General features: G+C 49.2%; 19 protein-coding genes and 1 pseudogene. 6 read left to right on the forward strand and 14 right to left on the reverse strand.

Annotation, left to right across the window (positions count from 1 at the left end; genetic code table 11):
- Positions 1–48: 48 nt before the first annotated feature.
- A complete protein-coding gene (locus ESM_RS0103315) occupies positions 49–585 on the reverse strand; it encodes a helix-turn-helix domain-containing protein (RefSeq protein WP_000429073.1) in 537 nt (178 codons plus the stop codon).
- A 52-nt stretch (positions 586–637) separates the two neighbouring features.
- Between ESM_RS0103315 and ESM_RS0103320 the strand changes: the two genes are divergently transcribed.
- Positions 638–1,849, forward strand: a complete 1,212-nt coding sequence (locus ESM_RS0103320; RefSeq protein ID WP_071985626.1) for a benzoate/H(+) symporter BenE family transporter — start codon at positions 638–640, stop codon at positions 1,847–1,849.
- A 34-nt stretch (positions 1,850–1,883) separates the two neighbouring features.
- Here the strand turns inward: ESM_RS0103320 and ESM_RS0103325 are convergent, their stop codons facing one another.
- The 3 genes from ESM_RS0103325 to tehA form a co-directional block, all read right to left on the reverse strand.
- Positions 1,884–2,552, reverse strand: coding sequence for a DUF3313 domain-containing protein (locus ESM_RS0103325; RefSeq protein ID WP_001261035.1), 669 nt, complete (start codon positions 2,550–2,552; stop codon positions 1,884–1,886).
- Between the two features lie 301 nt (positions 2,553–2,853).
- Positions 2,854–3,447, reverse strand: a complete 594-nt coding sequence (gene tehB, locus ESM_RS0103330; RefSeq protein WP_000586710.1) for a tellurite resistance methyltransferase TehB — start codon at positions 3,445–3,447, stop codon at positions 2,854–2,856.
- The gene (tehA, locus tag ESM_RS0103335; protein ID WP_024191883.1) at positions 3,444–4,436 is read right to left on the reverse strand and encodes a dicarboxylate transporter/tellurite-resistance protein TehA; all 993 of its coding nucleotides are present in this window, start codon (positions 4,434–4,436) and stop codon (positions 3,444–3,446) included. Before tehA ends, tehB begins: the two co-directional genes overlap by 4 nt.
- Before the next feature lie 123 nt (positions 4,437–4,559).
- Between tehA and ydcK the strand changes: the two genes are divergently transcribed.
- Positions 4,560–5,540, forward strand: coding sequence for a YdcK family protein (gene ydcK, locus ESM_RS0103340; protein WP_001234026.1), 981 nt, complete (start codon positions 4,560–4,562; stop codon positions 5,538–5,540).
- Here ydcK and rimL read toward each other — a convergent pair.
- The 4 genes from rimL to hglS form a co-directional block, all read right to left on the reverse strand.
- Positions 5,532–6,071 carry a 50S ribosomal protein L7/L12-serine acetyltransferase gene (gene rimL / locus ESM_RS0103345; RefSeq protein WP_000140871.1) on the reverse strand — a complete coding sequence of 180 codons (540 nt, stop codon included), beginning with the start codon at positions 6,069–6,071 and terminating at the stop codon, positions 5,532–5,534. The two genes, ydcK and rimL, sit on opposite strands and share 9 nt — an antisense overlap.
- A 48-nt stretch (positions 6,072–6,119) precedes the next feature.
- A complete protein-coding gene (locus ESM_RS0103350) occupies positions 6,120–6,344 on the reverse strand; it encodes a YdcH family protein (RefSeq protein ID WP_001516426.1) in 225 nt (74 codons plus the stop codon).
- A gap of 140 nt (positions 6,345–6,484) precedes the next feature.
- Positions 6,485–8,140, reverse strand: a complete 1,656-nt coding sequence (gene opgD / locus ESM_RS0103355; RefSeq protein WP_000375979.1) for a glucan biosynthesis protein OpgD — start codon at positions 8,138–8,140, stop codon at positions 6,485–6,487.
- A gap of 225 nt (positions 8,141–8,365) precedes the next feature.
- The gene (gene hglS, locus ESM_RS0103360; RefSeq protein WP_000013743.1) at positions 8,366–9,709 is read right to left on the reverse strand and encodes a 2-oxoadipate dioxygenase/decarboxylase HglS; all 1,344 of its coding nucleotides are present in this window, start codon (positions 9,707–9,709) and stop codon (positions 8,366–8,368) included.
- 216 nt (positions 9,710–9,925) lie between these two features.
- On the opposite strand from hglS, the gene ESM_RS0103365 reads away from it, so the two are divergent.
- Positions 9,926–10,849 (forward strand): LysR substrate-binding domain-containing protein, encoded by a 924-nt coding sequence (locus ESM_RS0103365; protein WP_000414559.1) that lies wholly within the window; start codon positions 9,926–9,928, stop codon positions 10,847–10,849.
- A 37-nt stretch (positions 10,850–10,886) separates the two neighbouring features.
- Here ESM_RS0103365 and ESM_RS0103370 read toward each other — a convergent pair whose 3' ends face one another.
- On the reverse strand, positions 10,887–12,527 hold the full coding sequence (locus tag ESM_RS0103370) for a methyl-accepting chemotaxis protein (protein WP_001098610.1): 1,641 nt from the start codon (positions 12,525–12,527) through the stop codon (positions 10,887–10,889).
- Positions 12,528–12,726: 199 nt separating this feature from the next.
- On the opposite strand from ESM_RS0103370, the gene ESM_RS1000000128990 reads away from it, so the two are divergent.
- Both ESM_RS1000000128990 and ESM_RS1000000128770 read left to right on the forward strand, forming a co-directional pair.
- Positions 12,727–12,870 (forward strand): hypothetical protein, encoded by a 144-nt coding sequence (locus ESM_RS1000000128990; protein ID WP_228929205.1) that lies wholly within the window; start codon positions 12,727–12,729, stop codon positions 12,868–12,870.
- A pseudogene (locus tag ESM_RS1000000128770) lies at positions 12,818–12,930 on the forward strand (Hok/Gef family protein). The gene ESM_RS1000000128990 and the pseudogene ESM_RS1000000128770 overlap by 53 nt, the downstream one beginning before the upstream one ends.
- A gap of 72 nt (positions 12,931–13,002) precedes the next feature.
- On the opposite strand, the gene ESM_RS01000000123970 reads toward ESM_RS1000000128770, so the two are convergent.
- A complete protein-coding gene (locus tag ESM_RS01000000123970; RefSeq protein ID WP_000736410.1) occupies positions 13,003–13,176 on the reverse strand; it encodes a hypothetical protein in 174 nt (57 codons plus the stop codon).
- A 279-nt stretch (positions 13,177–13,455) separates the two neighbouring features.
- Entirely contained in the window at positions 13,456–13,986 is a 531-nt protein-coding gene (cybB, locus tag ESM_RS0103380) for a cytochrome b561 (protein ID WP_000428995.1), read from the reverse strand.
- A 188-nt stretch (positions 13,987–14,174) separates the two neighbouring features.
- Between cybB and gap the strand changes: the two genes are divergently transcribed.
- Positions 14,175–15,176: a type I glyceraldehyde-3-phosphate dehydrogenase gene (gene gap, locus ESM_RS0103385; RefSeq protein WP_000048676.1), complete on the forward strand. Its 1,002-nt coding sequence runs from the start codon at positions 14,175–14,177 to the stop codon at positions 15,174–15,176.
- A gap of 41 nt (positions 15,177–15,217) precedes the next feature.
- Here gap and aldA read toward each other — a convergent pair whose 3' ends face one another.
- From aldA to hrpA, 3 genes are all read right to left on the reverse strand, one after another.
- Complete coding sequence (gene aldA, locus ESM_RS0103390; protein ID WP_000115909.1) at positions 15,218–16,657, reverse strand: aldehyde dehydrogenase; 1,440 nt, start codon at positions 16,655–16,657, stop codon at positions 15,218–15,220.
- Between the two features lie 195 nt (positions 16,658–16,852).
- Positions 16,853–17,653, reverse strand: coding sequence for a DUF218 domain-containing protein YdcF (gene ydcF / locus ESM_RS0103395; RefSeq protein ID WP_001024727.1), 801 nt, complete (start codon positions 17,651–17,653; stop codon positions 16,853–16,855).
- 267 nt (positions 17,654–17,920) lie between these two features.
- Positions 17,921–21,823 carry an ATP-dependent RNA helicase HrpA gene (gene hrpA, locus ESM_RS0103400; protein WP_000139504.1) on the reverse strand — a complete coding sequence of 1,301 codons (3,903 nt, stop codon included), beginning with the start codon at positions 21,821–21,823 and terminating at the stop codon, positions 17,921–17,923.
- Between the last annotated feature and the right edge of the window lie 75 nt (positions 21,824–21,898).

Raw genomic sequence — 21,898 nt, forward strand, 5'->3', positions numbered from 1 at the left:
GGCGGCTATTTTAGCCACAAGCGTGACGTTGCGAAATAGTTTTCCTGTTTAACTACGTGGGTAATGAATGAGGGAATGAAAATGCACGCTTTGCTCGTCACGGTTGCAATAGGCATGAGCGACATCGGCGGCAAAACGGATGCCTTCTCCACGATTAAGACTATGCCACGCGCCATCAACGCACAGTTCAAGCTGCCCTTCGATGACGACGACATGTTCAATCACCCCCTTTTCGTGTGGCGTCGATTCACTTATTGCGCCAGGAGCCATCAGGATCGAAAAGTGTTCAAAGCAGAGTTGTGGATCATAAGGAAACAACGAGGTGATCACCATCGCCTGCTGTTGTGGATCATAAACTGATGGTATAGCGTTCTGCGGCGGCGAAATAAACGTCGAAAACGGCACGTTCATTCCGGTGGCGATTTTCCATAATGTCGCGACCGTCGGGCTGGATTCATTACGTTCAATCTGCCCTAACATCGCTTTAGAAACGCCCGTAACTTCTGCCAGTCGAGAAAGACTCCAGCCTCGTTGCTGACGAAGATATTTAAGCGTGGCGGATAAATAGTGAGCGAGATTTTCCATGCGACTCCTCCTGCAAAACAGGAGTTTATCACTTGTGCGTTATAACGGACAAATGCTACGGTGCCTGTCCGCTATAACGCACGAGGTGATTATGCGTCTGTTTTCTGTTCCTCCACCTACATTACTGGCGGGATTTCTGGCGGTATTGATCGGCTACGCCAGTTCGGCGGCAATAATATGGCAGGCAGCGATTGTCGCGGGTGCCACCACTGCGCAAATCTCCGGTTGGATGACGGCACTGGGACTGGCAATGGGGTTCAGTACTCTTGCCCTGACATTGTGGTATCGCGTGCCGGTTCTGACCGCATGGTCAACGCCTGGCGCGGCTTTGTTAGTAACAGGATTGCAGGGACTCACGCTTAACGAAGCCATCGGCGTTTTTATGGTCACGAACGCGTTGATTGTCCTCTGTGGTGTGACGGGATTATTTGCCCGCCTGATGCGCATTATTTCGCATTCTCTTGCAGCAGCGATGCTGGCCGGGATTTTATTACGCTTTGGTTTACAGGCGTTTGCCAGCCTGGATGGTCAGTTTACGTTGTGCGGAAGTATGTTGCTGGTCTGGCTGGCGACGAAGGCTTTTGCGCCACGTTATGCCGTAATCGCGGCTATGGTTGTCGGAATTTTGGTGGTAATACTGCAAGGTGACGTTGTCACAAAAAATGTTGTTTTTAAACCCGTTCTTCCTGCTTATATCGATCCAGAATTTTCGTTTTCTCACAGTTTAAGTGTTGCGCTACCACTTTTTCTGGTGACGATGGCGTCGCAAAACGCGCCGGGGATTGCAGCGATGAAAGCGGCTGGATATTCGGTTCCCGTTTCGCCGCTGATTGTCTTTACTGGACTACTGGCACTTCTATTTTCTCCGTTTGGCGTTTATTCCGTAGGGATTGCGGCAATTACTGCTGCTATTTGCCAAAGCCCGGAAGCGCACCCGGACAAAGATCACCGTTGGCTGGCCGCCGCCGCGGCTGGCGTCTTTTATTTACTGGCGGGTTTATTTGGCAGTGCCATTACGGGCATGATGGCTACCCTGCCCGTAAGTTGGATCCAGATGCTGGCGGGTCTGGCGCTGTTAAGTACCATTGGCGGCAGTTTGTATCAGGCGTTGCATAATGAACGTGAGCGCGACGCTGCTGTGGTAGCATTTCTGGTAACAGCGAGCGGACTGACATTGGTTGGGATTGGTTCAGCGTTTTGGGGATTAATTGCCGGTGGCGTCTGTTACGTGATGTTGAATTTAATGGCTGGTAGAAACCGATAATAAGAAGCGCCATCTTACGATGGCGCGACTGGTATTACTTTTTGTTAACGTCAAACATGGTGGCATCAGTCGCCATGTCATCAATAACTTGCTTAATGTTTTCGAAAGCCATTGGTGTACTTTCGTTATTCAGGTCTTTACCTTCGCCCTGGCGAACTACTTTAATCACCGGTTTGTTGGTAGCCGCGTCAATCAGCTCACCTTCAAAGTACAAGCGGGTATCCATGGTACGATGGCCCGTCGCCATTTGCGTCCCCGCAACAACTAATGCGACAGGAACAACTTCATAGAACTGTAACCCTTCTTTGCTGGTATCAACACCGGTAATAGCACCACGGAAAATCAGACTACGTGGGCCAGCGGTAGTCACCAGTGGTTTACGCTGCGCAATCGCTTCTTTCATTTCGGTGTTGGTATAGCTCAAAATTTTATCCAGAACTTTCTGCCCTACCTGGGTAGAGGCTTTTGGCACTGGGTAATAGGTGATCGGATTCCAGACAATGCTGTCATATTTGCTTTGATCAAAATTTGGATCAACCCAGCGCAATACCGGTTTGCCCGTTGCTGACGTTGTTTCTTGAAGGTTGGAGTAATTGTTTAAAAAACCAGAATATTTATCCGGCTGGGTGATTTTAGAGGCACAACCAGACAGAGCCAACAAACCGCATAAAGCCGCAACTTTCGCAATCGATGTGGTACGCATGAATAATTTCCTGAGATAATTATATTACTTTTTAAGTTATAGCAAAAAGCGCCGCTTCGTGTTGTGGCAAAAAAAGTGTTGTTGAAAATAAATTTTCCAGCCCCTTTTCTGACAATATAGTCAATGACGAAAAGGGGGCTGAGTCAATCATCAGTTGTTAATCTTCAGGATGTTAAGCTAATAAAAAACTTCGCTTCTTGTGATTTATTTCACACCATATTGTAAAAAACATGCCTACCGAAAAGAACAGCCGTTAATCATCTCTACGCGAAGCATTTCCATACGCATTGTCCTTTTCTGATTATTTTTTGCGCGCCAACATAGTAGCAAAACGTAGTTTAATACGATTACCGTTGGCGTCGGTTCGGTGTAGTTCACCAACGTCTTCATTGTATTTCAGCATCTCCCAGCCTTCGTAATATCGACGCAACTCCCCCTCTTTGAAGGCAAATGGGAAGCCGACAGTACATGGGAAATCAGCGGTATCCATTGCCGCCACAATCAGGTTGTAACCGCCGGGTTTTGTGCAGCGCTGCATATTCGCAATCAGCCCTGGGATGGTTTTCGCCTCCAGGAACATCAGCACCACAGTAGAAAGAATAAAATCGTATTGTCCATCAAACGTGAGGCTATTCAGATCGACAACCTGAGTACGTAAATTTTCCAGATTTTCAATGGTTTTAATGCGCTCAACGTTGGCAATGCTCATAGCATTTTTATCCCATGCGTCAACATCAAAACCATTAGCTGCAAGGTAAAGGCTATTACGACCATTGCCACAGCCCAGATCCAGCGTTTTACCCGGTTTAACCACTTTCACGGCTTCCAGAACTTCGGAATGTGTGCGGGTTAATTCATATTTATCAGTAAAGTAGTTTTCATCACGAATGATCATTCTTTGTCCTCGGATTTCATTAAAACGGCGCGCTCAGTTCTGATTAATAATTTCCCCTGCATCAGAAGCGCGAAAGTACGGATGAGCAGTAATGCGATAATAAAATTGGTAAAGATAAATAGCGGCACCGCCAGCGTATGGAAAAAACCATTATCGCTGCCGCTACCCAGATGCAAACCGGTAGTTGCCAGCGCGGATACGCCGAACGAGAAACTCCAGAATGAGGCATTAAACGGTTGCGAGAGATACCACGGCATCAGGCGCAACATGAACAGTAGTTGCAGCAGCCCATAACCGAAAAGCATTTTCGCCAGTGTGTCACCCTCGCCACCGTTAACGCTTAACCAGGCGCTACAAGCGACCAGCGCAGGGGCAAGCTGAATACCGAGCGATGTCCGCAGCGCCGTGGGTAACTCACCCGAACTACGCAGCCGTTGAAGGATCACCGGTTCAAGACTCAACCAGGAGAAGACGCCAGCGCCTAAAAAAACCAGACCGGCATCAGTGTAACCTAACGCACCACAGGCCATTGCGCTGATAAAGTTATTGGCAACAGTCGGCAAATAAAGCCCCGGTGTCGTCGCTTCTTCAGGGTGAGAACCGCGCCATAATCCGGCAGTTTGCCAGGCGGCGTAAACCAGTTGAATCACTACGCCAACGCTGAACAGACACACTGCCAACGGGCGATACCACGGCACGAAACCAATTGCTACCAGCATCGTCGTTGCCGGAAACAAACTAACAAAACTGCTCATCACCGGATGGCGCACTTCTGCCAGCACACTGTGCGGAAAGCGCACCAGCCGGGTGATAAATGCCGTGGTCAGTAATCCCCAAATGATCATCGCCAGGATCACCAGACCATCACCTAACCAGTGACTGACCTGCCAAACCTGGCTGGCATAGCGCCAGGCAAACCCCATCCCTATCGTTCCCAACACAATGCCAAAGTAGCCAGCCGGTAAATTGAGCACTTTATCGCTCTGTATCTTCTTACTCATTTTGTTTAATTTATAAAGTATATTTGAAATGCATTTTATGGAAATTTCTCAAACATAGCCAGAGTCGCAGAATTTGCTACGGTTATAGTAAGTCACCTGCGGGAAAACGCTATGCGCAAATATCGTCTCAGTGAAGAACAGCGAGCCTTTAGTTATCAGGAAGATGGCGATAAAAAGAGTGTGTTATTACGGCAGATTATTGCCGTAGCCGATTTTAACGATGTGATAACGGGAACCGCTGGCGGCTGGATCGATAGCGAAACGGCGCTGGCACAGGAGGGAAATTGCTGGATTTACGACCAGAATACCATTGCTTTTGGCGGAACGGTTGTTTCCGGTAATACGCGTATCACCGGTAGTTGCGTGCTGCGGGGGGAGGTCTACGCAACGGATAACACCTGGATCGATAATAGTGAAATCAGCCAGGGTGCACATATAAGTGACAACGTCACGATTAAAGACTCATTAATATGTGGTCAGTGTAGAATTTTTGGTCATGCCTGTATCGATCAACATTCAATGATCGTCGCCACGCAAGGGCTAACGCCCGACCACCATCTTCTGCTGCAAATTTATGATCGCGCCAGGGTTAGCACCTCGCGAGTTGTCCATCAGGCGCAAATTTATGGCGATGCCGTCGTCCGGTATGCATTTATTGAGCATCGCGCCGAAGTTTTTGATTTTGCCCGTATTGAAGGCAATGAAGAAAACAACGTCTGGCTGTGCGACTGTGCGAAAGTCTACGGTCATGCACGTGTGATTGCCGGGACAGGAGAAGATGCCATTCCCACCCTTCACTACAGTTCCCAGGTAGCGGAACATGCCACGGTAGAAGGTAATTGTGTGTTAAAGCATCATGTTCTGGTTGGTGGTAACGCCATTGTGCGTGGTGGTCCGATTCTGCTCGACGAGCACGTTATCATACAAGGTGACAGTTGCATTACAGGCGCGGTAATGATTGAAAACCATGTGGAGATAACCGACCACGCCGTCGTCGAAGCCTTTGATGGCGACACTATTCATGTACGTGGTCCAAAAGTTATTAACGGCGAGGAACGTATTACACGAACGCCTCTGGCGGGATTATTGTGAATCGATAATGCGCGCGTATATATTCACATCATCGTAAGCATCGTTAAGGAATTCAGCCTGTTTCAGACAACCTTCCAGTGTAAAACCATTACGCACGGCTACCTTGTTGCTTTGCGGATTGTCCACCCGACATTTGATCACGAAGCGTCGTAGCTCACCGATCCGGGCATAATGATGAATAAACGCCTGCAGCGCCTGAGAAATAATCCCCTGTCCCTGATGGGACTCGTCCAGCCAGTAGCCGATTTCCGCCGTTTTATTCAGCGGTTCTATACGATTAAATGAGATAACGCCGACGAGTTCATCTTCTTTGAAAATCATGAACATTTTGGCATAGCCGCGTTGATGCAACATCATATTGCCCTGCACCGTTTTTCGCGTGTCCTCTTCGCTGTGCACAAACTGCGGCCAGTTTAACGATTGTTGTAACCAGGTTTTGTTTTTACAGGTTAATTGATACAGCGGTGTGACGTGTCTTTCTTCAACGGCACATAATTCAAGTGATTCACTCACTTTAATCGTCTCGGTCATAATCCTTACATCAGTTTAAAAAGCCGCCCTGCTGGCGGCTTAGAAAGTTTACATCTCTTTGACGCTTTCCTGCTGCAGGATTTTAAGCATCTCATCCTTTAACTGTAACTTTTGTTTTTTCATGCGAACCACTTCCGCATTGTACCCTCGACCGTCAGAACCTTCCTTTCTGGCAATTTCATGATCAAGTTTATTGTGTTTATCGAACAAGGACATAAAGCGAGGATTTTCGTTTTTCAGACGGGATATTAAATCTCGGTATTCTGGAAACATACGCACTCCCTGTTAGTGGCTGACAAGGTGTATCTGAAATACACACCATCAGATTACTCATTTAGCGTAAGGAAAAATGCGAGCAGGATCGTGTTTAACCAGACGGCACCCTCCGGAAGAAGGTGCCGAAGAAAAGACGATTAATTCATCACGCGATCGTCAACATACTGACGTTTATCCAGTGCTGGTGGGAAATATTGATACAGCCATGTTTCACTGATGGCATCGCCCTGACAACGTAGATACATCCGCATATCAACCGGTTCGGTAGAGTCCGAGGTCGGATACCAGTCAAACTGAATACGATAACCATCTATTGGTTCAATGTAGAGAATTTCGATTTGCTTCGCTTCACCACTGGAAAGCGTGATGACCGGTTCAATCCCTTTCGGCGCTGCTGCTTTCAGATCACCACCGACAAAATCGACGGCGAAACGACGCGCCCATTTTTCCGGATAGTGTTCACCTGGTGCCCAGCCTTCCGGAAAACCACCCATGCCGGTACGCGTCGCCATAACTCGCGCTAATGGACAATGAACAGGAGGTTGCGCACTCCAGTACAGACGATACTGGAACGCCAGTTCGTCGCCCGCTTTAATTGCTTTCTCCGGTTGCCAGAAACAGACAATGTTATCCAGCGTTTCCCCTGTTGTCGGGATCTCCATCAAACCGATAGTGCCTTTCCCCCACTGGTTACGTGGCTCCACCCACAGACTTGGGCGTTTGTTGTACCAGCCCATGATGTCCTGATAATGGGAGAAGTCGCGATCCAGTTGCAATAAACCAAACCCTTTGGGGTTGTTGTCGGTATAGGCATTGAACTGCAATTTTTGCGGGTTATTCAGCGGACGGCAGATCCACTCACCATTACCCCGCCACATGGAAAGACGGTCGGAGTCATGGATTTGCGGATGGATGGTGTCACACATCCGACGTTCGTTAGTACCACAACTGAACATGCTGGTCATCGGCGCAATGCCCAGTTGTTTAATGTCTTTGCGCGCATACAGGTGATTCTCAACATCCATAATCACCTGGCTCTTCTCACAATGGATGGTGAACTTATAGGCACCGGTAATGCTGGCACTATCGAGCAACGCATAAACGGTAAAGGTGGTTGCACCCGGTTTTACCGTATCGAACCAGAAAGCGGTAAAGTCGGGGAACTCTTCTTTGCTGTCGGTATAAGTGTCAATCGCAAGACCACGCGCCGACAAACCATATTGATAAGTGTCATCAACAGCACGGAAATAACTGGCACCGAGGAAAGAAACTACGTCGCGGCGCGCCAGTTCTGGCGCTTTAAACACTCGGAACCCCGCAAAGCCGAGATCGCTTTGCCCTTCCAGTTGTTTGGTATCGACACCCGCATCGTTGTATTTGAATAACTCCGGGCGGAAGTGAATTTCGCGCGCCAGATGAGTTGCCGGATCGACAGAGAACATGCGCACGCGGCGACGGAATCCCATTCCCATATGGAAGAACTGAGCGTCAAGCTGGCGATTTTCAACGTTATGCCATAACGATTTTTCGGCGTCGTATTGAATGCTGTTATAGGCCTGAGGCGTCATTGTCGCCAGCGTATCGGGTAACGGACGCGGCGCGCCTCGCCACGTTTTTTGCGCTAAATCATGCGCCATTGACTGTAAAATAGAGAAGTCAAAACGCTGGGTTTGCCCGTCGGCAATGTCCGATTCTGCTGCGAACGCAGCCTGAGAAAAAAGAGAAGCAATGCCGCTAGTCCCGCACACGGCGGCCATAGCCATTGAACCTTTAATAAATCGTCTACGATCCATACCTGAAAGTGAGTCCTTCTGGTGTAGTGAATGGTCCCGCGCTGGTCGTATTCAGCGGCAAGAAAATGCTTGTTTATAACCGCTCACTCTAGACAATATTTATTAATAATCCAATTGTTAGACACAGAGAATCTGCACAAATTGGCATTTTTTTTCTGTCGATGGGAAGAGCCTGATTCGTTTGTAAAATCAGGCAAATTTTTGCAAAGTCGGATGCACCGAATTTTAAAGCAAACCACAGCGGCGTTTACTGCGTTCTTCCGCTTCCTGATAGAGCTGAAACTCATCAAACACCGGACACCCCAGCGCCTGTTCAAAAGCTTCCCGGCTGGCATTGCCGCGACTGCGCATTTGCGTTTCATTGCCCAGATTCGACTGGAAGATCCCCGCAGCACTAACCGGCAGAAAATCCTCATAAGTAATAGGTTGCGCCACGACCCAACCACGTTCGATCAAAGGTTGAGGATCATCACCGGGATGAATCGCCCGACGATGTGCCTCACCCGACGGCGTCAGGCGATAACGAAACCATGCCAATCCATGCTGTCGCATCAGAAATTCACTGTCCGGAAAGGCACTAAAGGTTTCCTGCAGATGAAGTTGGTGAGTGAGATTATCCTGTCCTGTTCCGGCATTACGCAGAAGTACATCATACAGTTGCCGTCCTTTCGGCGTTAACGCCACACCGCGTTGCTCTATCTCGCCAAAGCGCGCGGTATGCGTCCCCTGCTTTTGCCCTGCAAACATGACCGACTCTTCCAGCGCCTTAAAGCTGGTCTGGCGCAGTAAAATCGGCACCTCGCGGCGCGGCGGTCCTTCGATCAGAATTTTGGGTTCGATACCGCATTCGGGCATCATCGACTGAACTCTGTCGATATCCAGGGTACGTGGCGTCAGGTGGTTAATATGGCAGCCGTGAAAACAGACCACATCAGCAATTAGTCGATGTTCGTTATGCAATGCGCGATAGGTTTCTTCATCCACCGTTGCCGATTGATGCCAGCGAAACGTCTCCAGAGCTTCCTGCACAAACTCCCGCGCCTGTGCTTCGCTAAAGCCACCTTCCTGATCATATTCATCTAACAGTTGTCGACAACGCGGGGTAAAGATATCGCGCTGATGCAAAATCTCCGCCGCCTTCTGGCGTAAGGTTTCGTTTTCGATAAGCTCAAGGCGAAGTAATGAGGTAAAAACCCGGAAAGGATTACGCGCCAGCGAGGCATCATCGATAGGACGAAATGCCGTGGAATGTACCGGCACGCCCGCCTGCGAGAGATCGTAATAGCTCACCGGATACATCCCCATAATGGCGAATATCCGCCGTAATGTAGCAAGCTCCTGCGCAGTTCCCACACGTATCGCGCCATGACGTTCAACGTTAAGTCGCGCCAGCTCATCCGCATTAACCATTTTTTCATGCAATTGGGGATTGTTTTCCAGCACAGCCAGATTTACATCAGCTACCAGTTCCAGCAACGTACCGTACTGTGGAACTTCTTGCTGATACATGGCAGACATTGCCTGCGAAAACTGTTCCCGAATCTCATCCGCCGTGATGCTGTTCGCCATAATATCTGCCTCCAGTGGTCGATAATCTGGAGTGTAGGTAACCGCATTCACTCTGGTGTGAAGAATTTACAAACTGTGATCTCCCCGCGAAATCAGCAAAGCTGGACATTCCAAGGTAACAAAACTGCTTTAAATGTTAATAATATTTTGCAATCAGGTTATCATAATTAAACAACTTCACTTGTCAGCGGCACCGCTTCGTTTTTAACATCGCTTATGGAAAAAAATAGTCTGTTTAGTCAGCGCATCCGTTTGCGCCACCTTCATACATTCGTAGCTGTCGCACAACAAGGAACTTTGGGGCGCGCGGCTGAAACCCTTAATCTGAGCCAACCTGCGCTCTCTAAGACACTGAATGAACTGGAGCAATTGACGGGCGCTCGCTTATTTGACCGTGGACGTCAGGGCGCACAACTTACCTTACCCGGCGAGCAATTTTTAACCCATGCAGTCAGAGTGCTTGACGCCATCAACACCGCTGGTCAGGCGCTTAATCGTAAAGAAGGACTTAACAATGATGTTGTAAGAGTTGGTGCATTACCTACTGCTGCGCTGGGGATCTTGCCTTCCGTTATCGGTCAGTTTCATCAACAACAAAAAGAGACCACTCTGCAAGTCGCCACCATGAGTAACACCATGATTCTGGCCGGATTAAAAACAGGAGAAATCGATATCGGTGTTGGCCGGATGTCAGATCCTGAACTGATGACCGGGCTTAATTATGAATTGCTGTTTCTCGAATCACTGAAACTGGTTGTCCGGCCTAATCACCCACTCCTGCAGGAAAACGTGACGCTAAGTCGGGTACTGGAATGGCCTGTTGTCGTATCACCGGAAGGCACTGCACCACGCCAACATTCAGATGCGCTAGTACAGAGCCAGGGTTGTAAAATTCCTTCGGGTTGTATCGAAACGCTTTCAGCCTCTCTTTCACGTCAGCTTACGGTTGAATATGACTATGTATGGTTTGTCCCTTCTGGCGCAGTAAAAGACGATCTGCGTCATGCCACGCTGGTGGCGCTGCCTGTTTCGGGACAGGGTGCTGGCGAACCTATTGGAATACTAACACGCGTAGATGCGACGCTCTCTTCCGGCTGTCAGCTAATGATTAACGCCATTCGGAAATCAATGCCGTTCTGAAAGGTAAAGGGATCTTGAGATCCCTTCTTTAATCTTTTCACGCCGTTACCAGACTAACTGAATCCCCCGCCACTCGTTGAGCTGCCGGCGCAGATTGTTTCGTCAGACGGAATACATCTACCGCTTCAGTTAATCGCGCCGCCTGCTCTTCAAGGGATACCGCCGCCGCAGAAGCCTCTTCCACCAGTGAGGCATTCTGTTGCGTCACTTTATCCATTTCAGAAATCGCCTGACTGACTTGCGTTATGCCCCTGCTTTGCTCATCCGACGCAGCAGCTATTTCCTGCATGATATGCGTGACGCTCGCCACAGCGTCCATTATGGCACTCATGGTTTTCCCTGCTGTCGTCACCTCATTAGCTCCTTGCCCAATTAATCTGACTGATTCACTGATCAGGCCTTCAATTTCTTTCGCTGCCTGAGCGCTACGGCTGGCGAGTGTACGCACTTCACTGGCAACGACAGCAAATCCGCGCCCTTGCTCACCGGCCCGCGCGGCTTCAACGGCTGCATTGAGCGCCAGAATATTTGTCTGGAAGGCAATACTGTTGATCACGGCGGTAATTTCAGAAATTTTCTTTGAACTGCTGGAGATATCCCCCATCGTTTTCACCACGCCGGAGACCGTCTGCCCACCATCGCTGGCTTTAATGGAAGCCTCTTGCGCCAGACGGCTTGCGTAGTGGGCATTATCCGCATTCTGTTTCACTGTCACAGTGAGTTGCTCCATGCTGGCAGCGGTTTGTTCAATCGCCGCGGCCTGTTCTTCAGTGCGCGAAGAAAGGTCGGCATTGCCAGCGGAAATTTCGCTGGTGCCGCGATAAATCTCCTCCGCCCCCTGACGTACCGTCCCGACAGTCATCACCAGCGAATGCTGCATTTGCTGCAAATGACGGCTTAAACGGCCAATTTCACTGCGCCCAGAAGGTTCGTCAGCCATTGTCAGATTGCCACTGGCAATTTGTTCAATGCGTTGCGCAGCATGCTGCAGAGGTCGAATCACTATCCGACGCAAAACCATAAAGGTCATCAGCGTCATGACCAGGGCAAGCACAAACGCACCAATCATAAACATCACCCCCAGTCGAGTGCGCTGATGCGCCTGCTCCGTCAGGTGATTTGCTCTGGCACTACGTATTTCAACAGCGTTGTTTAAAATCTGGCTATAAACATTATCCAGCGATCGGATCTGCTCACTTTCATGATTAATAATCGCTTCGAACATGCCATTTTTGGCATATTTCAACATGGGTTGCAGACCTGTTATATAAGCCTGAAAACGTTGATTTAATTCAGCATCCAGAGCTTCATCATCACGTGTTTTCACACGGCGATTCTGGTAAGCGCGATAGCCTTGCTGCGACTGTTTAATCTGCAATTCTGCTTGTGCAATATTTTTTTTCATCTCTTCCATTTCTGCGATCCGACTCGCCGCCCCGGCCTGAATCATATTGATTCGGGCTGAACGCAAAAAATCAGAGCTATTTGCTAACCCCGTGCGAATCTGGATCTCGGCGGTGACATCTCGCTGATCGCGGTCAGCCTGCCAGAGAAAATATCCAGCCAGGGCTGAACTCAAAGCAAAAAGAAATAATATGCCGCCAAGAATGCAGGCAAATAACGGAACCAATCTGATGTGATGTAAAAAGCCTGAGCGGTGTGAGGATGTTGTATTCATGACCGTGGTCTCTCTTCCAGGTTTACTCCCGATAGAGGGTCATCGGCAATTGACGGTAATTGCTTACTGCCAAAAACCTGTTCATATCACATTTTTACAACAATTATTGCGATGAGAGATTATTACCGCCGGAATGAAGAAACCGGGAATCAGAAGGACGAAGGCCCCGATCGATAATGCTATCAACCGAGGCCAACGAATGAACCACACAATTCGGATGTTAGCCTCTTACCCGCCATCCGGCAAAGAGAAAGGCTATGAAGCGCCCCCTGGTGGCGTGTCTGCTCATTATTTGTTTCACAATACTGGCATTCACACTCCTGACCCGACAAACGCTCTATGAACTGCGGTTCCGGGACGGTGAAAAGGAGGTGGCAGCCTCATGGCCTGCACGCCCAGGTAAGGGCAGCGCAGGGAGTTTTCCCCGCGTATCTGGCTGGCAGGTTCATTTTCTCATGGCACCCCTTTTTACTTTTCAGTTAGTGCACGTTTTTTTCGATGCGCTGATAGAACCATCGTTACAGACAAATTTGCCGCCAGCAGTGCAGTGAGAGATCCCCCCTTTCGAACCGGAACAAGGTTTTCGCCCTGCATCAGCATAAAAAGACATCAGTAATCCTATCAGTAAAATAAATGACAACTTCTTCATATAACCTCCATGGTTTGCCGAATCTTATGTTCGGTACAAAAGTTATACGCCGGACAGTTTTTATTTCACTTAGGGAGATCAAAGATTGGATTGGGGGAAATTGAGTAACGCTCTTAATAGAAAGATAATTTGATTAAATATTGGCCAGACAAACATATAAACACGAATTCTGGTTTTATTTGTCATACAAATAAATATAATAGGTGCTTCCGATGTAGACCCGTATTCTTCGCCTGTACCACGGGTCTGGTTTAGTACAGGCGTTTTCTTTTACTGTTGTCAGGAACGCTTACGCGGCATCATGCGCAGAAGCGTATTGTCCTTCCAGAAATAGTGGTGCGCCAATGCAGCAGCGGCATGCAACCCAATAACGAAATACCCCAGATTTGCCAGCGTTTCATGCCACGATTTTAAGGTATCTACCAGATCGAAATTGGCCTCTGATGCATGAGGCATCATCACACCAAACGCAAACCACGGATTGCCACGGTTATACATCATCACCATGCCAATTATCGGCAGTGCGATAAACAGCAAGTAAATGACCAGATGCCCGAGATGCGCAAGCCCCGTCATCATTGGCTTTGGTTTAGGCACAATTGGTGGCGTTGGATATTTCAGTCTTAGCACGAGACGAAGCACCATCAGTACGAAAATCGAAATGCCACAGGAAACATGGATCATGTTGATAACCGGTCGATCGGCTCGCGGGAAAAATCCACGAAACTCCATCGCACAGTAAGCTGCGATAACCAGTAAAAAGACCAGCCAGTGAATACCGATTTGTAACTTTGAGTATTTATTTTCCATAACATTTCCTGATTTAAAACAATTTATTGTTAACATAACCAGCTTTTCTCAAAATTTCATTAAATATTGTTCACCCATTTTCAGTAGGTTACGTTTCACTGCGAGAATGTAGATTGCTCATCCCACCATCCTGGTCTAAGCCTGGAAAGGATTAATTTTCACCCACGAGTTCCTGACAGGAGAAAACCATGAGTAAAGTTGGTATTAACGGTTTTGGTCGTATCGGTCGACTGGTATTGCGTCGATTACTGGAGGTCAAAAGCAATATAGATGTTGTCGCCATTAATGATCTCACATCCCCGAAAATTCTCGCCTACTTGCTAAAACACGATTCAAACTACGGCCCGTTCCCCTGGAGCGTTGATTTCACTGAAGATTCACTTATTGTCGATGGCAAAAGTATTGCGGTTTACGCCGAAAAAGAGGCGAAAAATATTCCGTGGAAAGCGAAAGGTGCAGAAATCATTGTTGAATGTACCGGCTTTTATACATCCGCAGAGAAATCGCAGGCACATCTGGATGCTGGCGCGAAGAAGGTGTTAATTTCCGCCCCTGCCGGTGAAATGAAAACCATCGTTTATAACGTCAATGACAACACGCTGGATGGCAACGACACCATTGTTTCCGTGGCGTCCTGCACCACCAACTGTCTTGCGCCGATGGCCAAAGCACTCCATGACAATTTTGGAATAGAAGTCGGCACGATGACGACGATTCATGCCTATACCGGCACCCAGTCACTGGTGGATGGTCCGCGTGGTAAAGATCTACGCGCTTCACGTGCGGCGGCAGAAAATATTATTCCCCATACAACGGGCGCAGCAAAAGCTATTGGTCTGGTGATCCCGGAACTGAGCGGTAAACTGAAAGGCCATGCACAGCGTGTACCGGTAAAAACGGGTTCTGTCACCGAGTTGGTGTCTATTCTCGGTAAAAAAGTGACTGCCGAAGAAGTGAACAATGCACTTAAAAAGGCGACAAACAATAACGAATCATTTGGTTATACCGATGAAGAAATAGTCTCTTCCGATATCATTGGTAGCCATTTTGGTTCGGTGTTTGATGCCACCCAAACGGAAATTACCGCCGTGGGCGATTTGCAACTGGTAAAAACAGTCGCCTGGTACGACAACGAATATGGCTTTGTCACCCAGCTTATTCGCACCCTGGAAAAATTCGCCAAACTCTGACAGATACAGGCGAAGGAAAATGCCTCCGCCTGTTTTACACATTACGACTGTAAATAAACGACCTGGGTTTGCAGGTATTCATGCAAACCATGTTTACCATCCGCACCGCCAATACCCGACTTACGCCATCCGGCGTGGAAACCTTGCATCGCTTCAAAGTTTTCACGATTGATGTAGGTTTCACCGAACTTCAACCCTTTGATGGCTTTCATCGCGACGTTCAGATTTTGAGTATAAATCGACGAGGTCAGGCCGTAATCGCTGTCGTTAGCCATGGCGATAGCGTGTTCCAGCGTATCGAAAGCGACAACAGGCAGCACCGGGCCAAAGGTTTCTTCGTGCATAATTGACATTTCCTGGCGAACATCCAGCAATATTGTCGGCGGATAATAGTACCCTTTCCCCGCTACCGCTTTGCCACCAAGCGCCACTCTCGCGCCCTCTTCTACAGCACGAGCCACTTTCTGCTCAACCTTTTCCAACGCCGCGGCGTTAATCAATGGCCCCATTGCAATGTCGTTGCGTTCAGAAGGATTGCCAAACCGCACCGCCTGCATCGCTTCACCAAGTCGGTTAACAAACTGATCATAAATGCCTTTCTGTACATAAACACGTTCAGCGCAGTTGCACACTTGCCCACTATTAATGACTCGTGAATCAACGATGGCTTTGACTGCCAGTTCAATATCAGCGTCATCCATCACAATAGCGGGCGCTTTGCCGCCCAGTTCCAGACACACTTTGGTGATATTTTTCGCCGCAGTTGCCATGATTTTCTCCCCGGCGGCGACGCTGCCCGTCATACTGACCATTGCGACCTTCGGGTTACCCGCCAGTTCCTGACCCACTGTTTCACCGCGCCCCAGCACAAGGTTAAACACGCCGCGTGGAAGGCCAATTTCATCGACGATTTTGGCGAAAGCAATTGCGTTATTTGGTGTAAATTCGCTCGGTTTAATGACGATGGTATTGCCGGTGAGCAGAGCGGGTGCCATTTTGCGGGCAATCAGGAAGAACGGGAAATTCCACGGCAGAATACCGGTGGTCACGCCAAGCGCACGTTTAAAGAGAAGAATATTCTCTCCCGGGCGATCGCTTTGAATAATCTCACCCTCGTAGCGCCGCGCCCACTCCGCCATATAATCAATATAGTCCGCCGTGAAAGCCACTTCGACTTCAGCCAGTTGCTGGACTTTGCCCCCTTCCTCGACAATCAGTGCACTGATTTCACTGGCGCGTTCGCGGATCCCGGCAGCGATTTTGCGTAACCAACTGGCGCGCTCAATGGCAGGCAATGCTTCCCATTCTGGTTGGGCGCGTTCTGCAGCATCGATTGCCTTACGGGCATCCTCAGCCTGACCATCAGGAATACGGGAAATAACCGTCTCTGTTGCAGGGTTTACAACATCAATCCATGCATCTCCATGCCAGGTAACAAACTGTCCATCGATATACATAGGATGTTGAACGGGTACTGACATGGGCGACTCCTGTGATTATTGTGTTTTTATTTAGTAAATATATTGTTAATAAACATCAATCATTGCGGAAACGGCATCGTGGAAGGACGAATCTGTGAAGGGCTTCATAAAAACAGGTGTGAAAGGAATAAAAGGCAGAAGTAAAAGTAAAGAATCATGCCCGTTTGCCAACGGTTTTTCACAAACGGGCAATTTTTAACGTAGCGAACGACTTTCCATCGCTTCAATAAGTACAGCGTCGTGTTTCAGCGTCTGCCATGCCTGGGCGACTTCTACAGGAAAATCAACGTGAACGATAAAATCACGTCCGCGGGGGCCATAACCGTCGCTATCATCACGCAAACGTGGTAGCTCACCAGTAAGTAGCGATAAATAACGTTCAACTGGCCATAATCCTTCCAGTTGATTAACAAATGCGACACTGTCTGCGTTATTCCCCACTTGTGGTACGAATCCTGGATAACTTAACCAGCGAGGTGCATCGGGATTATCAGCAGTAATACGGCGGAACGTCGCCATCGTGCGCCGCTGCATGGTGGGATCCTGCACAACGATAGCCGTGTGAATGCGCTCTGTGGCCTGATTCAATAACGCGACGCTGAAGCGGGCGTTTTCACCGCAGTTCGTTGACTGGTCTTCAATCCAGATTTTTTCATGGGGAATATGCCAGAACTGATGGGCAATATCTGCAAGGATGGTGGCTTCTGCCCTGCCCGTGGTACGAATGGTGTTGTAATGTGGATGCTGTGCGACAGCACTATATAAAAAGGTTGTCGAGTGACCGATACCACCGCTGATCAGTAATGGAATTTGCTGATCGCGGGCAATCTTGCATGCAGCGTCGATAGTGGGAATAACAGCGTTACCTGCGAGGATCACGCAATCAGCCTGATACGGCACCCCACCAGAGAAATCATCCTGCGCCAGCCATCGACCAATAACGTTTATGGCATCTATAGTTGTCGCTGAAAGCGTCGGAAACGGGTTAATGTTCATGGTCCCTCCTTCTCGTTCCCTTAAGAATACTGCGTGAGATAATAATGAGAAGCGGAGCACTCTGAAAGGAAGACGTTGTATTTTCCCTATCCTCCTTCGTAAGCCTGATATTTGTTTTACTCATACTGTATTTGAGGAAAGACTGTTGATAAAAATTCAGCAAAATCGTTCAATGTTGCGATAGAGTGAATCCTTCAGATCTTATAAAGAAAAAAACCGGCAGCACACGCTTACCGGGTTTTAGATTCATCAGCCAAATAACAGCCGTTAACCGCTAATCTGCTCCATCGCCTGCAAAATACGTTTATCCGATATCGGATACGGCGTACCAAGTTGTTGGGCGAAGTAACTGACGCGCAGTTCTTCAATCATCCAACGGATCTCTTTCACGTCTTCATCCTCACGACGCGCTGGCGGCAGTTTGTTGAACCATTGTTGCCATGCCTGCTGGACGTTTTCGACTTTCAGCATTTGGGCACGATCACGATGCGGATCAACCGCCAGTTTCTCCAGGCGTTTTTCAATCGCCTGCAAATAGCGCAGCGTATCGCCCAGCCGTTTGAAGCCGTTACCGGTGACAAAACCGCGATACACCAGACCGCCCATTTGTGCTTTGATGTCAGAAAGCCCCAGCGCCATCGTCATATCAACACGCCCTTTCAGACGTTTGTTGATGTTGAACACTGCCGTGAGGATTTGCTCGACCTGCTTCGCAATATCCACCACGGTATCGTTCAGTTCGGCACGCACTTTTTCATGTAGCGCAGTAAAACCCTCTTCCGTCCAGACCGGGCCACCGTTGGCGTCGATTAATTTATCCACACCGCAGGAGATACAGTCATCGATCAGCTCCAGCACTTTGCCATACGGGTTAAAGTACAGCCCCAGCTTGGCTTTATTCGGCAACTTCTCATGCAGATATTTGATCGGTGAAGGAATATTCAGCAACAGTAGACGGCGCAGACCGTTCCACATTGCTTGCTTCTGCTCCAGTGGATTATCAAACAATTTGATCGCCACGCTGTCACGTTCATCCACCAGCGCAGGCCACGCTTTCACTTTGTAATTGCCGCGCTTCTGCTCGTAGCTTTCCGGCAATTGACCAAAGCTCCAGATATGCAGGCCGCTCTGCTCGATACCGTCATCAGCGACCGCAGACAGTGTTTCCTGCACTTTGCCTTTCAGCGCCTCTTTCAGTTCCTGTAATGAGCGCCCTTCTTTCAACTTCTTGTTTTTGTCGTCCACCACGCGGAAAGTAATTTTCAGGTGATCGGGCACCTGATCCCAGTGCCAGTCTTCGCGGTCAACGGTAACGCCGGTCATGCGGCGCAATTCACGTTCAAGACTGTCGAGCAACGGTAGTTCCAGTGGCGTCACGCGGCCTAAAAACGCTTCGGCGTAGTTTGGCGCAGGCACAAAATTACGACGTACCGGTTTTGGCAGCGATTTAATCAGCGCAATCACCAGTTCACGACGTAATCCAGGAATTTGCCATTCAAAGCCGCGCTCTTCCACCTGGTTGAGCAACGGCAGCGGAATATGCACGGTCACGCCATCAGCGTCCGCACCTGGCTCAAACTGATAACTTAAACGCAGCTTGAGATTGCCCTGATGCCAGAAGTTCGGGTAATCCAGCTTGCTGATTTTTTCCGCACCTTCTTTGATCAACATGCTCTTTTCAAAGTTGAGCAAATCAGGCGTTTCGCGGCTAACCTTTTTCCACCAGTTGTCGAAGTGGCGCGAAGAGATCACATCATGGCTAATGCGCTGGTCGTAAAATTCAAACAGCGTCTCGTCATCTACCAGAATATCGCGACGACGTGATTTGTGTTCCAGCTCTTCCACTTCTGCCCGCAGTTTCAGGTTTTCACGGAAGAAAGCGTGACGTGTCTGCCAGTCACCTTCTACAAGTGCATGGCGGATAAAGAGTTCACGGCACAACGCAGGATCAATCTGGCTGTAGTTAACCTTACGCGCGGCGACAATCGGCAACCCATAAACGGTGACTTTTTCCGTCGCCATCACTGCGCCCTGCGCCCGTTCCCAGTGCGGTTCACTGTAGGTGCGTTTGATCAAATGTTGGGCAACCGGCTCTACCCATTCCGGATCGATGCGTGCCGCAATGCGCCCCCACAGGCGGCTGGTTTCTACCAGTTCCGCCACCATCACCCACTTTGGCGGCTTTTTGAATAAACCAGAACCAGGGAAGATAGAGAAACGCGCGTTACGTGCGCCGGTATATTCCTGTTTATCCGCATCTTTCATGCCGATATGTGAAAGCAAACCGGCCAGTAATGCGATATGAATTTCGCGATACTCCGCCGGTTCACTGTTTACCGGAATGCCGAGTTCTTTCACCACCTGGCGCAACTGAGTGTAGATGTCCTGCCATTCGCGCACGCGCAGATAGTTGAGATATTCAGTGCGGCACAAGCGACGGAAGGCGTTTGAAGAGAGCGCCTTTTGCTGCTCACCGAGATAATTCCACAAATTCACAAACGCCAGGAAGTCGGACTCTTTATCGTGGAAACGACGATGTTTTTCATCCGATGCCTGTTGTTTGTCCATCGGGCGTTCACGAGGGTCCTGAATGGAGAGCGCGGAAGTGATAATCATCGCTTCCCTTACACAGCCATGTTTCTGCGCTTCCAGCACCATGCGTGCCAGACGCGGGTCAACCGGTAACTGTGATAACTGACGACCAAGTGGTGTCAGTTTATATGCGGTTTGTTGTTCGTCGGTGGTGATTGCACCTAACTCCTCCAGCAGGCGCACACCATCCTGAATATTGCGTTTATCCGGCGCTTCAACAAACGGAAACGCAGCGATATCGCCCAGCCCCAGGGCGGTCATCTGTAAGATAACCGACGCCAGGTTGGTACGCAGAATTTCCGGATCGGTAAACTCCGGACGAGAAAGGAAATCGTCTTCCGAATAAAGACGAATACAGATCCCTTCTGATACGCGTCCGCAACGGCCTTTACGCTGATTGGCTGAAGCCTGCGAAATTGGCTCAATCGGTAGACGCTGCACTTTGGTGCGATAGCTGTAGCGGCTGATGCGCGCCGTACCTGGGTCGATCACGTATTTAATACCCGGCACAGTCAGCGAGGTTTCCGCGACGTTAGTCGCCAGCACAATGCGCCGCCCGCTGTGTGACTGGAAGACGCGATTTTGTTCGCTGTTTGAAAGCCGCGCATAAAGCGGCAATATTTCCGTATGGCGTAAGTTCAGCTTGTTCAGCGCATCGGCGGTATCGCGAATTTCCCGCTCGCCGCTCATAAAGATCAAAATGTCGCCGGGGCTTTCCTGGCTCAATTCGTCTACGGCATCGAAAATCGCCTGTAACTGGTCGCGCTCGGTATCATCCGCTTCTTCAACTATTGGTCGATAACGCACTTCTACCGGATAAGTTCGACCCGAGACTTCGATAATCGGTGCATTGTTAAAGTGGCGAGAGAAGCGTTCCGGATCGATGGTCGCGGAAGTGATGATGACTTTCAGATCCGGGCGACGTGGCAACAGCTCTTTCAAATAACCGAGCAGGAAATCAATGTTCAGGCTGCGTTCGTGCGCTTCGTCAATGATGATGGTGTCGTACTGCATCAGCAGGCGATCCTGCTGGATTTCCGCCAGCAGAATACCGTCGGTCATCAGCTTGACCATCGTGTTATCACTGACGTGATCGCTGAAACGGACTTTATAACCGATGCAGCCACCCGGTTCGGTCTGCAACTCTTCCGCAATACGGTTCGCCACGGTACGGGCTGCCAGTCGACGAGGCTGGGTATGGCCAATCAGCCCTTTAATCCCGCGCCCCAGTTCCATACAGATTTTCGGCAACTGCGTCGTTTTACCGGAACCTGTTTCTCCGGCGACAATCACCACCTGGTGGTCACGGATCGCTTCGAGAATGTCCTGTTTTTTCTGGCTAACCGGCAAATTGTCCGGATAAGTAATCTCCGGACGCGCCGCTTCACGTAGCAGGACTTTCCCTGCCGCCTGGTCAATTTCTTTTGCCATCTCCTGGAAAATGGCCTGTTGTGCATCAGGATTTTTAACCTTCTTCACCCCATGCAGACGGCGGGAAAAACGCAGTCTGTCACGCAGCATTAACGAATCCAACCGCTGCTGTAAGGCGTTAAAGGTCAATTTTTGTTGTTCTGTCATAACGTTAAAGGGCAGCGTTGTGCCTGATTAATTTTCTTTTAAATGATAGATATAGAGTACCACATCGCGGCTTTT

Origin of the sequence: Escherichia sp. TW09308, assembly GCF_000208565.1 — a bacterium.
Taxonomy (GTDB): domain Bacteria; phylum Pseudomonadota; class Gammaproteobacteria; order Enterobacterales; family Enterobacteriaceae; genus Escherichia; species Escherichia marmotae.

Coding starts and splice junctions, on each gene's coding strand:
- hrpA (WP_000139504.1), bottom strand. CDS start 21,823: ATGACAGAACAACAAAAATTGACCTTTAACGCCTTACAGCAGCGGTTG.
- ESM_RS0103350 (WP_001516426.1), bottom strand. CDS start 6,344: ATGTTTCCAGAATACCGAGATTTAATATCCCGTCTGAAAAACGAAAAT.
- ESM_RS0103365 (WP_000414559.1), top strand. CDS start 9,926: ATGGAAAAAAATAGTCTGTTTAGTCAGCGCATCCGTTTGCGCCACCTT.
- ydcK (WP_001234026.1), top strand. CDS start 4,560: ATGCGCAAATATCGTCTCAGTGAAGAACAGCGAGCCTTTAGTTATCAG.
- cybB (WP_000428995.1), bottom strand. CDS start 13,986: ATGGAAAATAAATACTCAAAGTTACAAATCGGTATTCACTGGCTGGTC.
- opgD (WP_000375979.1), bottom strand. CDS start 8,140: ATGGATCGTAGACGATTTATTAAAGGTTCAATGGCTATGGCCGCCGTG.
- ydcF (WP_001024727.1), bottom strand. CDS start 17,653: ATGAACATTAACCCGTTTCCGACGCTTTCAGCGACAACTATAGATGCC.
- tehB (WP_000586710.1), bottom strand. CDS start 3,447: ATGATCATTCGTGATGAAAACTACTTTACTGATAAATATGAATTAACC.
- ESM_RS0103315 (WP_000429073.1), bottom strand. CDS start 585: ATGGAAAATCTCGCTCACTATTTATCCGCCACGCTTAAATATCTTCGT.
- aldA (WP_000115909.1), bottom strand. CDS start 16,657: ATGTCAGTACCCGTTCAACATCCTATGTATATCGATGGACAGTTTGTT.
- hglS (WP_000013743.1), bottom strand. CDS start 9,709: ATGGCGAACAGCATCACGGCGGATGAGATTCGGGAACAGTTTTCGCAG.
- ESM_RS0103325 (WP_001261035.1), bottom strand. CDS start 2,552: ATGCGTACCACATCGATTGCGAAAGTTGCGGCTTTATGCGGTTTGTTG.
- rimL (WP_000140871.1), bottom strand. CDS start 6,071: ATGACCGAGACGATTAAAGTGAGTGAATCACTTGAATTATGTGCCGTT.
- gap (WP_000048676.1), top strand. CDS start 14,175: ATGAGTAAAGTTGGTATTAACGGTTTTGGTCGTATCGGTCGACTGGTA.
- ESM_RS0103320 (WP_071985626.1), top strand. CDS start 638: ATGCTACGGTGCCTGTCCGCTATAACGCACGAGGTGATTATGCGTCTG.
- ESM_RS0103370 (WP_001098610.1), bottom strand. CDS start 12,527: ATGAATACAACATCCTCACACCGCTCAGGCTTTTTACATCACATCAGA.
- ESM_RS01000000123970 (WP_000736410.1), bottom strand. CDS start 13,176: ATGAAGAAGTTGTCATTTATTTTACTGATAGGATTACTGATGTCTTTT.
- ESM_RS1000000128990 (WP_228929205.1), top strand. CDS start 12,727: ATGAACCACACAATTCGGATGTTAGCCTCTTACCCGCCATCCGGCAAA.